A 15,405-nucleotide genomic window follows, 5' to 3' on the forward strand; every position below is an offset into this window, starting at 1 on the left:
AACATTCAAAACCAAACGAGGCGTTTTAAAACGAATATATCGCAGAAATCTAATTTGGAATGACAATCGCAAAAACGATTTTGAAAATCAACAAAGTTTTTGAAAGAGTCCCAAAATCCGAAAGATTTAATTGCTTTGAAAACAAACAACTAATTGGAGAATAGGTATTTTCGCGTTTCATATCAATATTTATTCTCCATTTTACTATATATAATTATATATTACTTATTTTTTCTAATCGATGTGAAATTTCAAGTGTAAATCTTAATACACAATAATTAGACAATTTTAATAGATTATAAGTAAAAATAGAAATAAAAATAAATTTTTAAAAAATTTTTGCAAAAATCAAATAGGATTTCTACAAAGCCTTTGTGCGTTTTAAGTAAATGTAATCTATTTTTTACACATTATATATATATCCTTTGATAAATACTTAATTACTTTTAATTGACTGGAAGCGGGATTCACGCTTTTTTTAAAATAGGAGGTTAATGATGAAAAGTAAACTAATGATGTCTCTTGTTGTTTTGTTGGTTGCAGTTTCTGTTCTTGCAGTAAGTGCGCAGGATACAACAACAGTTGATGATGCCATTTCTGAAAGCGTTTCTGATGATAATGCTCTTTCAATAGATGACAGTGATAATGCAATATATCGGGAAGGAGACGGATCCGGAAATGTTAAGGAGGTATGGATAGATAATACTGTGGATGCAAGTAGGATAGATCTTGAAATTGCTATAATGTACTATGATGCTTCAGATCCTGATGCTCCAGTGACCCTTGCGACCTTTACTAACAGTACATCCGCCCAATACTCAACCATTGACTCAAGCGACATTTGCAATCAAACATTAAACTATAGATTGGCCTATATAAAAAATGGTGAGGGGCTAAAAAACATTAGAGTCGTAAGCATAGAAAAGCACGAGAGTATAGGTGAAGTCTACGATCACAGGACCTATAGGACTGTAGAAGCAGGTGATGCTCAGCTTATAGGGGATGAGGATTATCTGAAGTATCTGAATGGAGATTATGATTTAGGTAGTACAATAACACATATTGCTGAAGGGGAATATGCAAAAGTCTTGCATACCTTCCTTGATGTGACTGCGGAATACAATTATAATGAAACTGAAGATGCTCCTGAGCCTGCTGGCAACAACACTCAAAACAACACTGGTGTAAATGCTACAGATAACGCTCAAAGTAACGCTGGTGTAAATGCTACAGATAATGCTAATAATTCGGTAAATGCTAATGATAAAAATGTTACTAACAATACAAACACCATACCAAAAGATGTGGCAAAAGCTACTGGTATTCCATTTGCAGTATTGATTGTGGCATTATTGAGCGTTGGAGTTTCTATAATACGTAGAAGATAATTTATGAGTTTTCAAAACTCATACTTTTTTTATTTTTAAGGTTATTCTGGTTTGAAACGCTTGTTTCGCTGACAATCAGACAGGATTTCTGTAGATTTTTAATGCAATATTTTGTTTCAATGATGAAATGAATTAAGTGTATGTATTCTCGGATATTACTGTTTTTTATTTAACTAAATTCCTATTTTTTGAAAAATATTATAATATATTTAATTCGAAGATGAAATTTTTGCTGACCTAACTAATAGAAAATGAGTAAGTATACGATTTTTATATGCATTCCTTTTCGTAAATAAAATATTAAAAATATGGCTTTGTAGAAATCCTCATTTTTATTGAATTTGAGTTGATATATGTTGTAGATTGTATTTTTGAGTTTTGTTTCTTTATTTGATAATTGTAGGCTTCTGCTTCGGTTTGTTCCGTTGAATATTCTTTTTATTACACTAAATATTGATTCAACGTTGTTTCTTCTTGAATATATTTTCCTGGTTGAATTGTTTTTTACTTTTTAGTCTATAATGTCCTGTTTTTGCTCTGGTTTTTAGGGGTATTTGATCTTCTGCTTTTGCTTCTTCGTTTATGCATTTTCTGATGGATTCTGTATCATATGCTCTGTCTGCTAAGATGTATTTTGGTTTATATTTCTTTATATTTCTTATTGCTGCTAATGCAAAGCGTGTATCGAATCTTGGACCTCTTTGGGCTGCATAATGAAGTATTAATCTGCTGTCTGCATCGATTGAAATATGGTTTTTTACGTAGCTTTTTCTTTCTTTTCGTCTGATTATTGCGTAATATTTGTCTACTTAGTCGTTAGTGAATCCACTTCCATCTAAAGCAATTATTTCACCATTTATTTCATGATTTAATAATATTTGTTTATTTAATTCTTGCAATATTGATGTTGGAAGTCTTTGAAAGAATTTCTGGAGTGTTATGTAGTGTGGAATCTTTTTTAAGTGTAAATATTTCTGTATGGTATCAGATAACTCCAATAAATCTGTTATTTGTCTGTAGGTGCTTCGAGTATATATTTTTACTGCTAAAAGTGTGAATAATGCAGGTTGTGTGAAATCATGCTTTTGAAAAATGGCTTGAATACTTATTTAACACGATTTTTGAGTATTTAAACACATATTTAATGAATTTCAACAGTTTATTTGGCTTAATGTCCTTGTTAATTTCTTTGATTTTTTTGAGTGCAGGTTTTTCAAAACCAAAATCCGAAAGATTTAATTGCTTTGAAAACAAACAACTAATTGGAGAATAGGTATTTTCGCGTTTCATATTAATATTTATTCTCCATTTTACTATATATAATTATATATTACTTATTTTTTCTAATCGATGTGAAATTTCAAGTGTAAATCTTAATACACAATAATTAGATAATTTTAATAGATTTTAAGTAAAAATAGAAATAAAAATAAATTTTTAAAAAATTTTTGCAAAAACAAATAGGATTTCTACAAAGCCATAATAAATTTATAAGATGTATAATCTTTATTTTGAGAGTTAATTTAAATCAAGTTCTATTAGTTTAATAAATCATTATATGATAGCATGATAAAAATTTTATAGATGTATCTACCATCAGCATGCCCCATGTTATAAGCGAACCAATTCGCCAGGCCGGAACCACACCGACCGTAAGGGAGGCGTGTGTGTAGGCCTGGTGTAAAGAATTGGTGAGCATATACTATAGTGAGGAACCGACCCTTTAGCTGTCGGTTCCGTATATAGAGAGTGTATTAAAAATAAGCTGTCCATCTACGATGGACAGGTTGCGACGAGCAAAGCGAGTCGCAATAGGTATATGAAAGAATAATTAATTTTGTCAGATTTAAGAACCGACCCTTTAGCGGTCGGTTCGAGGTTAAGTTTTGATAAACTTGATGTTATTTTGCATTGGCATTCTTGGGTAATTATATGGGGGCTTGTCCCCCATTAATTAGGCATTAAGGGTTACAATGCAAATAGGGGATGGGAAGTGAAACTCCACAAACACCTCCCACCTTATTTCAATAACGAGCGTCAATGAAAAAATCTAGCTCCGGTGGAAAAAGCATAAAACACCATCATAGCTATATTCGGGTTCTATTGAATCCCATATCCTTTAAGATTTTATTATATTCCTCACGAGTGGTAAATGAAGGAGCGTTCTCATCATCGCTTCCGCTAGTTGATCCGGTTTCACCGACTTCACCTGAGTTTTGAGGGTTGCGACCGCCCGGAGTTGAAATGTCATTGGTGGCTTCAATTTTTATTCTTCTCTCGGCCAGCTTCTCCATAAGCTCCATGTCAACGTCCCCAATGAGTAGCTTATCAATAATTTCCTTATCCTGTGCGTTTTCATTATAGTTGAAGTTGTACTTGGCTTCATACTCCTTTATTTTCCTTTCGTTTTCATGTTTTCTAAGTTCAGACAGCTCCTTTAGGATATCCTCCTTATTGTTTATGAATTCCTTGTTTTCCTCTATGGATTTTTTTATCTTGTCATACTTTTTGGATTCCTTTTTTAAGGTGGTTATCTCATCCTGCAGCTTTCCGATTTCCTCATCCTTTCCCTGAAGTTTTTCAAGCAAAAGATTGGTTGCCACATTTGCATCCTAGTTTTCAACTTCAGGAGGCTCAGGATTTGCGGTTTCACCTGTCTCTCGGTTTGGCCGGTTATTTCAGAATTCAGCAATGTAATTTTTCTTGGGTTTTTGGTTACGCCAACATCTATTAGGTTCATAGTATCAATTCCAAATGAATCTCCGTTATCTTTCAGTAAAACATCAACTTTAGGGGACAGACCTTTGCCCTTCATGTCAAGCTCATCCGGAAGGTCAATGAATAGCTTTCCCTTATCCTCTTCAAACACGATATTGTTTCCAATGCCTATGTAGACCTTGTCGTGCTCTGAGGTTAAAGGGATTCCACCACGGTAGTTTTCAGCAATCTGTCTTAAATCATCACTTGTCCATTTGACAGGTTTGTTGAGACGCTTGTCCAAATCCGAATAGTCATACAGTCCGACTTCAATAAGTTCATGTTTCATGTTATCACATTTTATTATAATATTTATTATATAATTTATTACTTATTTTATATAAACTTTTATTATATTTCGACACCGCTATCACTGACAATCCGCTCACCTACAGGCTGCTCCTCTTCGAAGTTAGTTAAATAATTTTTGTAGATTTCATCACCTTCAGCTGTAAGTTCCATAATGTATCTTAATACATCATCTCTTGAATAGCTGAAATAGATATTCAATGTTTCATCAATGCCCATAAGTTCCAGCTGCATATTCAATAGCTGATTGCAGTATTTCAAGACCCATTTCTGGTCATTGGCCACATTAACGATAAACCCAGTAATTGCCGAATCGTTGATGTATTCTGCAACGTTCTGATTGGATCTTTCATTACCTGCCTGGGACTGAGGAGTTACAAATGTCCTCAGGATATTGTTTCTAAAAATCTCAGTCTGCCTTGTATAGTCTGACTGGTAGTTGTTACCACCTAAGATTTTGGATTCAATTCCCGGAGGCACAATAGCCACATTGCTGTCAGCCGTAGTTCCATAATCTGCATACAGGTTTTCCTTTGCTGTTGAAGACAGCTCCATAATGTACGGCCGGCCGTTTGCATCAAGTGAAGGCTTGACTTCAATGATATTGTCCTTGTTGATTCTCTCGACCTGATTTCTCTCCAAGTTACATTTATGATAGATGTCATCAAGGCAATTCAAAATAATGCTTTGGGCTTCGCAGTAGATTTCATTGTACATGAAGTTGATTACCTGTTCCGGTTCGTATTTGACAGTCAGTGCCCCCTCTTCAACGCTGATGAAGTTGTTGAAGTCCTCAGGATTTCCGTTTACAACATCCTTCGGCATTTCATGAAGATACAGCTGCACCTCATTGTCATCATTGAATTCCTTTTTCAATCCGTAGCCATGGGCACCTATTTCAAGAAATATAAGCTTGATGTATTTGCCTATGCTTTTATCCCATCTCTCGACAGGCTTGATTAGTCCTTCACCGTCAACCATTCCTCCCTGCAATATCTCTTTAGCAACCTGGCGGATGTCGATTTTTCTGGCCCAAAGGATTAAAGTGAGTTTCTGCTCCTTGGAGAGCCTGTTTTCCTTGTCAACCAATACCACATTAACGTTAGCCTTATCAATTCTGTTTTTCAAAATACCTGAAGTGTAACCGTCAAGCTTGACAGCATAACGTGCATTAGCAATTGTCTTGTTGATTACTGGCGGAAGTGCATCAACGAGATCCAGACCTGTGTTGATCCCATCAGTTCGAGGCTGCCTTTCATCCTCACCCCAATAGCTGCGCTTGGTGTTGTACTGTTCGACCCTATTATTCAATAGTCTAGTTTTTATGAAAGAAGTAATTCCCATAATAATCATTTCCAAATATATTTATTATATTATTTATTATATTTTTTATATAAAATAAGTAATATACTTATTGAGAATAACTATTATAATATTTGCAAAAATCTCAAAAAAAGTAAAATGATAGGTTTTAGTTGATAAATTTTATAATTGATATAGACCATCATTTAATAAACAACTAATTTAAAAATCAAATAAAGTTGTTTGTTTAGGTTCAATATATCTTATTACCTTTGTTTCAATTAGATTATCCTCTTCCTTAAGATGTCCAAGCAATAATGGCGATTTCTCATCATGCAGTTTTATAACATTTTTGGGAATTTCAGGTTTTCGATTAGCATAGCAATATTTACATTCACTTAAACAGGAATTATAAGCACCTATATCTCTTGACGGAATACAGTGACAATTTTCTCTAATTCCAGTTCCTTTAACATTTTTATAGACTACACCATGAGCCTGCTCCAAAATTTCACGAGTGGTGCATCCTGCAGCATGTATACCATATTTTTCATAGCTTTCATTTGTTGCACATGATTGAGTGTAAAGATTATATCTCTCTGATATCTCACCAATCCCTTTCAATAGCTTCACTTTATCTTCCTTAGCAAGTGGAATTATTTCAGGCATGTTCTCTTCAACTTTTTTGTACATATCTACAAAGCTGAAGATACATCTGTAAACTAATGGTGAAATCTTTTCAGCCATATACTCAAATGTTTCCAGATGTTTTTCAACAGTGTATTTTTCAGTCAGAAGAATTGGATCGTATCTCCAGAGAATCTTATTGCCACCAACAATATCAGATAATCGTTTCACCGTTTTAATAGATTGATTTATTGATGGGACTTTCGGTTCTATGTCCTTGCCGTATGCAGTAATCGTGTAGTTGCACAATATATTGTACTTTTCATCAATGTCACCTATATGTTTCAGTATAGGTTGGTAGTTCTTGGAGCAGAACAGAAGACAATCAACATCTTCAGGCTTTAAGCTTAGCTTATATACATTCTCTCTTGCAAATGGATTTCTTGAATATGCATATCCTTCACTAAGCCTGTTCAGTAGCCATGGAGTATAATAGTTAACTATATCTGTTCTTCCACCGACGTTTATTATCATGTTATCACTTACTATATCTGGTGACATTAACATTTCTTATTTGTGTTTTGACCAGCCTTATGTAACCACTTCTGATAAATAATAACTGTTCAAGACAACATTTTTATTTCTATACATTCACTAATATTTTTATTTTATATCTGAATATATGTTAAAATTCTACGATTTGAACGAATTTCCAAAACTTTAATTATTGAGGAAGAATAATATTATTATTTGTAGTGAGAGAAAAGTAGTAGATAATTTCTATACTATTTGCATAACAATAATTGCTTGTCATCAATTGTTTATAAATAATTTCAGCATCTTACCCTCAACTTTTCCAATAATACTCAAGTAGTTACCTTTGCATCATTAGTTGGTTCAGGTTATGTCAGTGATTATAGTAGATGTTCAGGATTTGTATTTCCACCATCCCAGTTTCACCCAGTATAGATGAAAATATTTAATTATCATGATTTCTAAAAAAAGTAGTGTAGAGAGAACATAAGTATGACAACTTTCGCATGCCCTTTCATAAAATAACCTCAATTATTAGTTAATACTATTTTCATTTTTAAATTATATATAAATAGCTATTTAATTAATTTAAAAAAACATCAATATTGTCCTCAATTCTAAAATTTGTATACTTACAAAAAGGAAATCAGTGAAAAATTGTATAGTTACCATTTTTCCAAAATTATGTGATAAAATAATTTAGTCTAGAAGTAATTATATTTTTAAAATTTTATTTACAAATAGTAACTACAAGAATAATTGAATATTTACCCAACTCTAAAGCTTCTCAAAAATTTCTATGGACATTACTTCAGGTTATTTTAAACCACTTACTAAAAAATCAATCAGATTTTGATGAATAATACCATCTTGTGATAAATCAAATTTATCTGTTGAAATCACGTATTTTGGATAATTATCCTTAACTTTTAATAATGGTCGAAATTCCCGATTAAATGTTTCTTCAGAAGCCAAAGAATAAGTTACCTGAATGTAAACTTTTTGTTTATGCTTTTTAGCTATAAAGTCTATTTCAAAATCGCCTATTTTTCCAATTGTCACATCATAACCTTTTCTTAAAAGTTCAACGTATACAATGTTTTCAATTGTTCTTGAGATGTTTTTTAAATTTCTGCCATTGAACACCTGGTTGAATCCATGGTCAGTAACATAATACTTTTCATGAATCTTTAAAATCTCTTTTCCTTCGATATCTTCTCTTTGAACTTTTTTTAATAAAAGAGAATTAGTAAAATAATTAATATAATTGTAAATTGTTTTTGGAGCAATATTAACATTTTCTTCCTCTTTTAAATAATCAGAGATGCTTTTAGCCGAAAATGTTTTACCTATATTATCCATTAAAAAAATGATTAAACGTTCCAATATATTTACATCCCTTATTTGATATCTTGATATTAAATCATTGTATAATATTGAATTGAACAAATCATGCAAATATTTGAGTTTATCTTCATTATTTAAACTGAATAGCTGTGGAAATCCACCATATTCCACATATTCATTGAATAATTCATCAGATGAGGATTGCTGTTTGTAATCAAGGAATTCCTTGTATGAAAACGGATACATTTTTATTTCAAAATATCTGCCAGTCAAGTGAGTTGCCAGTTCCCCCGACAATAATTTTGAATTTGAACCGGTTATGTAAATATCACAGTCCCAGTCTACTCTGCAAGCATTAATTGATTTTTCCCACCCATCAACATTCTGTATTTCATCAAAAAATAAATAGACTTTACCTTCAATATTTTCTACTAGGCTTTTTATTAATAAATCAAGTTCACGGGCATTGCCAACATTTCGATATTTTGCTGATTCAAAATTAATTAAAATTATATTATTTTCATCAATTCCACGATTAATTAACTCTTTCTTAATTAATCCCAACATATAGGACTTACCGCATCTTCTAATTCCAGTTATTACTTTAATTAATTCATTATCAATTAACGGAACAATTTGATTTAAATACAAATCCCTTTTTACCATGATATTATTTATTGAATAATTTAATATATAAGTTTAACTTTTATGAAAATTAAAAAAGTTTTAGTTATATATTAAATTTTTGGAATTAGAGAAATTATTCCATTTCAATTTTAGGCAATTCGTTTAACAGATTTTTTTGAATACACAATTAAAAATTTGGTCTTATTGAATGTTTCAAAGGCAATGTTTTCATCAAAAATGCTCCAGTTTATTTGTAAAAATTCTGAATTTAATTCTTTAGTCTTGCAGAAAAATTTAAACAATTTCTTATCAAACAGGTCTTCATCAACATAATTTATTTTAAGCATATATATCAAACCCTCAAGAGTTTTGCATTCTATGTTTTTTAATACAAATAATGCTTTGATAACAGAGTACATCGCCAAAAAACATGAATTGATTATAAATGGATAATCTTCCATATTAAAATAGAGCTCGCAGATCTCCATGTGTCTTACAGATTTACTAATCCATGCACCAATTATCATATTATCGCCTATAAAAATAGCTAGTAATAAATAGCTATTTAATTTAAAATTAGATTCACATACATAAATTCTTTAAGTTTTTAGAACTTCTTGAATGGATTGCAATTTCAGAGAATCTAATTTTTATCAAAAAAAGTTATTGGCATTAGAATTTGGGAAAATGAGGTGATGGTTATATGAATTTTAGTGTTTAATCGTTTGCATGTACATCAAATGCTGAAAGCAGCATTTCACCCACACCTTCGGCATCAGGGTCATGGCTTCCCTTGCCAGTATCAAGTGCCCTGATTTTATCCATTTCAACATCGGTCAGCTTAAAGTCGAATATGTCCATGTTGGATTTTATGCGTTCGTCCTTTGTGGATTTTGGAAATACGATTATTCCTTCCTGGTTTTCAAATCTTAAAATGACCTGCCCTGCATTTTTACCGTATTTATCTGCAATATCAACAATTACTGGATTGGTTAAAAGGTCATGGCTTCCCTGACCTAGAGGACCCCAAGATTCCAGTTTAACATCATCCTTGGCCATTATTTCACGGATTTCCTTTTGCTGGAAGTATGGGTTGAACTCCACCTGATTTACTGAAGGCACAGTATCAAATTCCGGAACGAACCTGTTCCATAGTTTCGGAGTCATGTTGCTCACACCTATTGATTTGATTTTGCCTTCTTCTTTAGCTTCCTCCAATACTCTCCATGCCTCATCGACTGCACCGTAAGGCTGATGCAAGAGATACAAATCCATATAATCAGTCTGAAGCTTTTTTAAAGAGATATCAATTGCCTTTTTGGCATCTTCATATTTGTAATCCTGAAGCCACATTTTTGAAGTTATCCAAATATCTTCACGATCGATTTCACTGTCCCGAACAGCACAGCCCACTTCCTCTTCGTTGAAGTATGCTGCAGCTGTGTCGATATGTCTTACTCCGAATTCCAGTGCTTTTGAAACCGCATTGTATGTGCTTCCATCAGCAGGAATCAGAAATGTTCCAAAACCTATTGAAGGTATCTCATTACCGTCATTTAATTTGAAAAATTTCATATTATCATCTCCTTATTCAACGTGAAGAGAATATCTTCCGCTGTTTATTGCAGCTATAACTCCTCCGTCAATGAGCAAATCGATTCCTGTTATGAATGATGCTTGGTCGCTTAGTAGAAACTCTGCTGCCCTTGCAATTTCCTCAGGAGTTCCGACCCTTCTTGCAGGAGATGAGTTTATCATTTCCTGATATCCTTCACCGGCAGCCTCAAACTCATCATAGGCCAGTGGAGTTACAATGATTCCAGGACTGATTGTGTTGATTCTTGCCCTTTTATCTCCCCAGGTTGTTGCGGCTGCTGTTCTCACCCTCAAATGATTTGCCCTTTTGGCGACAATGTATGCAACACCTGAATTGACCATTGCATCATTTTTGATAAAGTCAATGTCTTTAAGTTCACTTGTAGGTGCCATAGCTATTTCATTTTCAACTTCCGGAGGAATATTCATCATGTATCCTGTCTGGCTTGATATGATAAGACCTGAGCCCCCTTCTGCGATGTAGTCTGCAAACACATCTATGGTTTCGGATGTTGCAACCAAATCAAGGTTTATTATATGTTCTGGGCTTGCCTGATTAGGTGATGCACCGGCAGTGTTTATAAAATACTTAAGGGTTCCGAGCTCTGAAGCTTTCTTTGCAAATGCTTCAACAGAACTTTTATCCATTGCATCTACAATCTGTGTTTCTACAATGTATCCTTCATATCTTAACTCTTTAGCCCTAATTTCAAGATTATCTTCACTGATGTCTCCCAAAAAGATAAGTTTGCCTGCACCTATCCTTTTGACTATTGCTGTTCCCATGCTTCCAGCACCTAAAAGTGCAATCACTTCCTTGTTTGTGTTTAAATCAAATTCCATAATTTAATCCTCCTTGTTTATGATTTTAAATAGAATGTTTTTTAGTATAATAATTTCATCATCCGTTAAATCAGATGTTACTTCATTTTCCCAGTCACCGATGACTTTGATAAGTTCATCTGTCTTTTCAATTCCTTTTTCTGTTAATTTGACTATTTTTTTTCGTCTGTTTTTTGGGTCCTCCTCTCTTTTGATGTATTCGTTGCCTTCGAATTTTTTAAGCAGTTTTGCAATGTATGCTCCGCTTACATTGAATACATCTACCAGATCATGCTGGGTCGTTATGTCATCAAACCTTATTCTTAAAAGAACTGACAGTTCCTTGATGGTCATGTCATTGTCCTTTAGGACGCTGTTGAAAAATGATCCGTAATTTGAAATGATTTCTTCAACATAATGGTAAAAGAATATCTTTTGCGGATTGTCACTGTAAATCATAATCATCTAAAAATTAGTTTTATATAACATACTATAAATACTTAACCATAGTTAACAATTAACTATAAATAACAATTAATCATAATTATTATTAAAGGAATTTGATAACATGAAAGTACTATTAGTGAATGGAAGCCCAAACAGAGAAGGATGTACATATGTTGCATTAAATCAAATCAGAGAAACATTAAAAAATGAAGGTATCTATGCAGACATATACAGGATAGGTCATAAGGACATCAGAGGATGCATAGACTGCAGAAAATGCAGTGAACTTGGAAAATGCTTATATGATGATGAAGTCAACAGTTTTGTTGAAATGGCCGAAGAATATGACGGATACATATTCGGCGGACCAGTGTATTACGGAACTGTCAATCCCACACTGACAAACTTCATGACAAGAGTTTTCTTCTCATCATTTTTCGGAGGAAAAAGAATATTCCGATTGAAGCCTGCAGCTGCTGTTGCAAGTGCGAGAAGGGCAGGGACAATGACAGCCATTGACACCATAAACAGATTCTTCACATGGGCGGAAATGCCGATAATAAGCTCAACATACTGGAACGTGATATACGGAACAAAGGCAGAAGAAGCACTGCAGGACCGTGAGGGATTATTGACAATGCACAACCTTGCAAGAAACATGGCATGGTTTTTAAAGATAAAGCAGCTAAGCATTGAAGAAGGAGTTCCACTTCCCGAATAATCAGATTGAAACAAACAAATAGATTATAAAAGCAGCGATAGAATTAATGAAAATAGAAAAAATTACTAAAAAGAATAAATATTATTGCTTTTTATAATCTCAGAAAGTTTGACATTATGATTTATATACCTCACATCAGGATTTGCCTCATCATTTAAACTTAATGTATGGGTTTTACAATGGTGCACACATCCTAAACAAAAATCACAAGTATCACCAAAATTAGGCTTACTATCAACCAATTCAATATTTCCCCTTGGACAGACTTTAGTGCATATCCCGCAACTGCTGCATCCTTCATCAACAACGATATGGTATTTCGAAGTCATTGTAGATTCCAATATCTTCTCAATGAATGGAATATTTGTAAAGTGCTTTTTTGAATAGTTGAACTCTTTTTTTGATAAAATATCATTTTTAATTATTTCTATTTGCTTATCTATATCTGAATCGTTTTTGATTTCCATTTCATGAGCCATATCAAATACAGGCAGAAAATTATCAACCATAAGGACAGAATTGGTATAGTTTACGTCAATTCCTCTTTTACTGAAAGTTTTTTTCATGATTTTCAATGCATTGTAATCACCATCACTTCCATAGGAACATATGAGGAATATGTAATCTGCATGGATATTGACTTTTTCAACAAATTCCCTTAATGTTTTAGGAGATGTTGCAAAAAACACAGGAAAGACAATCCCTACTGAATCATCGTTAATTTCAAATATCTTATCTTTCATCAATTGTGGAATGCTTAACAGTTCTCCTCCCAATTGCTTGGATATATACAGATTGTTTCCGGTAGAAGTGTAGTACAATATTTTCATTTTTAATCAAAAAAGAATTTAAAGAAAGCATTTATTCGGGATAAATACTTTCCGGTTGGTTATCTAAATCTATAATATATTTGTTTTCAAGGTTTTCAGGACCTAATGGAGTGTGTGTTGACAGATACACTGTAGGATTGTTTTTGATGAATTCACGTACATTGTCTAATGTTTCCCTTGCCTTTTCGATGTCTTCAAAAACTATGGACAGCTTGTTTTGATAGAGTGCTTCATCAGTATATGTTATATCTCCATGAATCATGTAGAATAAATCATCATCTTCCACAATAACTATGCTGTTTCCGGTAGTGTGGCCTATTGCCTGAATAAGATATACTCCGTCAACAATTTTTTCGGCTTTTGGGAAATTCTTATAAATGGTTTCATAATCAACTGTTATGATGTTGTCGCCATCAAGTTTTAACTCTTCTGCTTCTGTTTTTGACAGGTATATTTTAGCATTCGGAAATTTTGACAATTCACCGGAATGGTCCGGATGTTTGTGTGTTAAAAGAATTCTTGATACATCTTCCACTTTGTAACCTAATTTTTCCAATGCTTCCACATAACTGCTTATTAGCTCCCCATTGTAGATTGGAGTTGAATCATCAGGTTCGGGAATAGCCAATCCTTCAGGAATTCCAGTATCTACAAGAATTATTTCATCTCCTGTATCAATCAGATAATTTTGAATGCTTGCCCGATATTTAATGGATGCATCGAAATTTTCCATTCCCTCTTCACCGCCAAAAGCAAAGGCCTGATTCATGAATCCATTTTTAAATGTTTTAACAGCTTTAATCTCCATTTTCCCCACCTAATAAATAAGTTTATTCAGCAGTTGGACCGTTGATTAACAATTGTGTCAGATAGTTTTGTTTTCCAATCATTTTGCATAGGTCTAATTGCTGTTCGCTCCAGTACATGTCTTCCTCTTCATCCTTGAGATATACTTTCATCAAATCATAAGTGGTTGCATCAAAGATTCCGGAATCCATTACTTCGTTTAAAAATGCAATTCCCTCAACTGATACGTTATAGTCATATTCTATGAACTCAACAATGTCTGTGTATATAGGTTTTGCTTCCTGTGCTTCCTGTTTGATTTCTCCACCCAAATCGAGGATTCTGTCCATGAACTGTTCTACGAAATCCATTTCTTCGGTTGCATGTGCAATATATTTGTCTCCTAGGGACGGAAATCCTAATCCTGCAAATATTTTAGCTTGAATTCTGTGTCCAAATGAATTTGCAGACAATCCAGTTACAATAGCTTGCAATACTTCAATAGTTTTTTCTTTGTCAGCCATGATTTTCACCTTTTAAGTAATAATCTACTTAAGTATCTTAAGTATAATATTATTTTTTGGTTCATGAATATTTAAGTTTTATCAGTATTCCGCTGCACCTTCACAAAAGACATATAGCATTTCTTTGAATTTCATTTTGTCTTCATCAGAGTAATCTTTAAAAATTTCTGATTCCCCTTCATTAATCATGTTTAAAAGAAAATTAAAAATGGACTCACCTTCATCAGTTAAACTAAGAGATTTTTTACCATTATCATCTTTTAAAAATTCGCGTTTAACATGACCACTTTTTTCCAGTCTTTTAACGATTTGAGCAACATTAGCTTCTGAAACATAAAGCAGAACTGCCAATTCCTTTTGGGATATGTTTTCATGATAGAAAATATTTGAGAGATAAGTGAAATCCCTGGGAGTGATATCCTTGAAATTCTCTTTTAAGAAATTGTCGTGAAGCACATTAATGTAGTTAATGAAATAAAAAAAGGGAGTGCTCTTCAAACGATCATCATCAAAATTTAAACTAGCCATACAACTCACCTCACAGTGATTAATAATATGTAGCTAGAAATTTATAAAAATATCTTCAGTTATATAAACAATAGCCGATTATGGCAATTAAAAATATTTAATTATTATAAATCTTAAAAAAAGTATTGTAGAGATGAAAGTACCACAACTATCGCATGAGTTTTCATAAACTCTCTCTCCAAAATAATTTTAATTAATTAATAATTTAATTTTTAAGTTATATATAATTAATAGCTATTTAATTAATACCCACATATATA

Annotated in this window: 17 protein-coding genes; 2 read left to right on the forward strand and 15 right to left on the reverse strand. The window is 32.8% G+C overall.

Going from position 1 to position 15,405, the window contains the following annotated elements:
• Window positions 1-497 precede the first annotated feature (497 nt).
• Complete coding sequence (locus tag IJL02_RS09455) at window positions 498-1,388, forward strand: hypothetical protein (protein ID WP_292815613.1); 891 nt, start codon at window positions 498-500, stop codon at window positions 1,386-1,388.
• Window positions 1,389-1,846: 458 nt separating this feature from the next.
• Here the strand turns inward: IJL02_RS09455 and IJL02_RS09460 are convergent, their stop codons facing one another.
• The 11 genes from IJL02_RS09460 to IJL02_RS09510 all read right to left on the reverse strand — a co-directional run bounded on the left by IJL02_RS09460 (window position 1,847) and on the right by IJL02_RS09510 (window position 11,774).
• Window positions 1,847-2,179: a transposase gene (locus tag IJL02_RS09460; RefSeq protein WP_342765186.1), complete on the reverse strand. Its 333-nt coding sequence runs from the start codon at window positions 2,177-2,179 to the stop codon at window positions 1,847-1,849.
• Window positions 2,180-2,465: 286 nt separating this feature from the next.
• On the reverse strand, window positions 2,466-2,678 hold the full coding sequence (locus IJL02_RS09465; protein WP_292815616.1) for a hypothetical protein: 213 nt from the start codon (window positions 2,676-2,678) through the stop codon (window positions 2,466-2,468).
• Between the two features lie 797 nt (window positions 2,679-3,475).
• Entirely contained in the window at window positions 3,476-3,991 is a 516-nt protein-coding gene (locus IJL02_RS09470) for a hypothetical protein (protein ID WP_292815620.1), read from the reverse strand.
• The gene (locus IJL02_RS09475) at window positions 3,919-4,434 is read right to left on the reverse strand and encodes a hypothetical protein (RefSeq protein ID WP_292815624.1); all 516 of its coding nucleotides are present in this window, start codon (window positions 4,432-4,434) and stop codon (window positions 3,919-3,921) included. Before IJL02_RS09475 ends, IJL02_RS09470 begins: the two co-directional genes overlap by 73 nt.
• A gap of 62 nt (window positions 4,435-4,496) precedes the next feature.
• The gene (locus tag IJL02_RS09480; protein WP_292815628.1) at window positions 4,497-5,807 is read right to left on the reverse strand and encodes a hypothetical protein; all 1,311 of its coding nucleotides are present in this window, start codon (window positions 5,805-5,807) and stop codon (window positions 4,497-4,499) included.
• Between the two features lie 171 nt (window positions 5,808-5,978).
• The gene (locus IJL02_RS09485) at window positions 5,979-6,917 is read right to left on the reverse strand and encodes a DUF1848 domain-containing protein (RefSeq protein WP_292815631.1); all 939 of its coding nucleotides are present in this window, start codon (window positions 6,915-6,917) and stop codon (window positions 5,979-5,981) included.
• Between the two features lie 816 nt (window positions 6,918-7,733).
• Window positions 7,734-8,930: an ATP-binding protein gene (locus IJL02_RS09490; protein WP_292815635.1), complete on the reverse strand. Its 1,197-nt coding sequence runs from the start codon at window positions 8,928-8,930 to the stop codon at window positions 7,734-7,736.
• 110 nt (window positions 8,931-9,040) lie between these two features.
• Window positions 9,041-9,418 carry a HEPN domain-containing protein gene (locus tag IJL02_RS09495; protein ID WP_292815638.1) on the reverse strand — a complete coding sequence of 126 codons (378 nt, stop codon included), beginning with the start codon at window positions 9,416-9,418 and terminating at the stop codon, window positions 9,041-9,043.
• Window positions 9,419-9,608: 190 nt separating this feature from the next.
• Window positions 9,609-10,466 carry an aldo/keto reductase gene (locus IJL02_RS09500; RefSeq protein ID WP_292815641.1) on the reverse strand — a complete coding sequence of 286 codons (858 nt, stop codon included), beginning with the start codon at window positions 10,464-10,466 and terminating at the stop codon, window positions 9,609-9,611.
• A 12-nt stretch (window positions 10,467-10,478) separates the two neighbouring features.
• Window positions 10,479-11,330 carry an SDR family oxidoreductase gene (locus tag IJL02_RS09505; RefSeq protein WP_292815645.1) on the reverse strand — a complete coding sequence of 284 codons (852 nt, stop codon included), beginning with the start codon at window positions 11,328-11,330 and terminating at the stop codon, window positions 10,479-10,481.
• Between the two features lie 3 nt (window positions 11,331-11,333).
• The gene (locus tag IJL02_RS09510; RefSeq protein WP_292815648.1) at window positions 11,334-11,774 is read right to left on the reverse strand and encodes a MarR family winged helix-turn-helix transcriptional regulator; all 441 of its coding nucleotides are present in this window, start codon (window positions 11,772-11,774) and stop codon (window positions 11,334-11,336) included.
• A gap of 103 nt (window positions 11,775-11,877) precedes the next feature.
• Here IJL02_RS09510 and IJL02_RS09515 point away from each other — a divergent pair, with 103 nt between their 5' ends.
• A complete protein-coding gene (locus IJL02_RS09515) occupies window positions 11,878-12,477 on the forward strand; it encodes a flavodoxin family protein (RefSeq protein ID WP_292815651.1) in 600 nt (199 codons plus the stop codon).
• Between the two features lie 65 nt (window positions 12,478-12,542).
• Here the strand turns inward: IJL02_RS09515 and IJL02_RS09520 are convergent, their stop codons facing one another.
• From IJL02_RS09520 to IJL02_RS09535, 4 genes are all read right to left on the reverse strand, one after another.
• The gene (locus IJL02_RS09520) at window positions 12,543-13,307 is read right to left on the reverse strand and encodes an EFR1 family ferrodoxin (RefSeq protein ID WP_292815653.1); all 765 of its coding nucleotides are present in this window, start codon (window positions 13,305-13,307) and stop codon (window positions 12,543-12,545) included.
• 31 nt (window positions 13,308-13,338) lie between these two features.
• A complete protein-coding gene (locus tag IJL02_RS09525) occupies window positions 13,339-14,115 on the reverse strand; it encodes an MBL fold metallo-hydrolase (RefSeq protein ID WP_292808643.1) in 777 nt (258 codons plus the stop codon).
• A gap of 22 nt (window positions 14,116-14,137) precedes the next feature.
• Window positions 14,138-14,617: a bacterioferritin gene (locus tag IJL02_RS09530; protein ID WP_292815657.1), complete on the reverse strand. Its 480-nt coding sequence runs from the start codon at window positions 14,615-14,617 to the stop codon at window positions 14,138-14,140.
• Window positions 14,618-14,698: 81 nt separating this feature from the next.
• The gene (locus IJL02_RS09535) at window positions 14,699-15,145 is read right to left on the reverse strand and encodes a MarR family transcriptional regulator (protein ID WP_292815663.1); all 447 of its coding nucleotides are present in this window, start codon (window positions 15,143-15,145) and stop codon (window positions 14,699-14,701) included.
• Window positions 15,146-15,405 lie beyond the last annotated feature (260 nt).

This window comes from Methanobrevibacter sp. (genome assembly GCF_017427765.1).
Classification (GTDB): Archaea; Methanobacteriota; Methanobacteria; order Methanobacteriales; family Methanobacteriaceae; genus Methanocatella.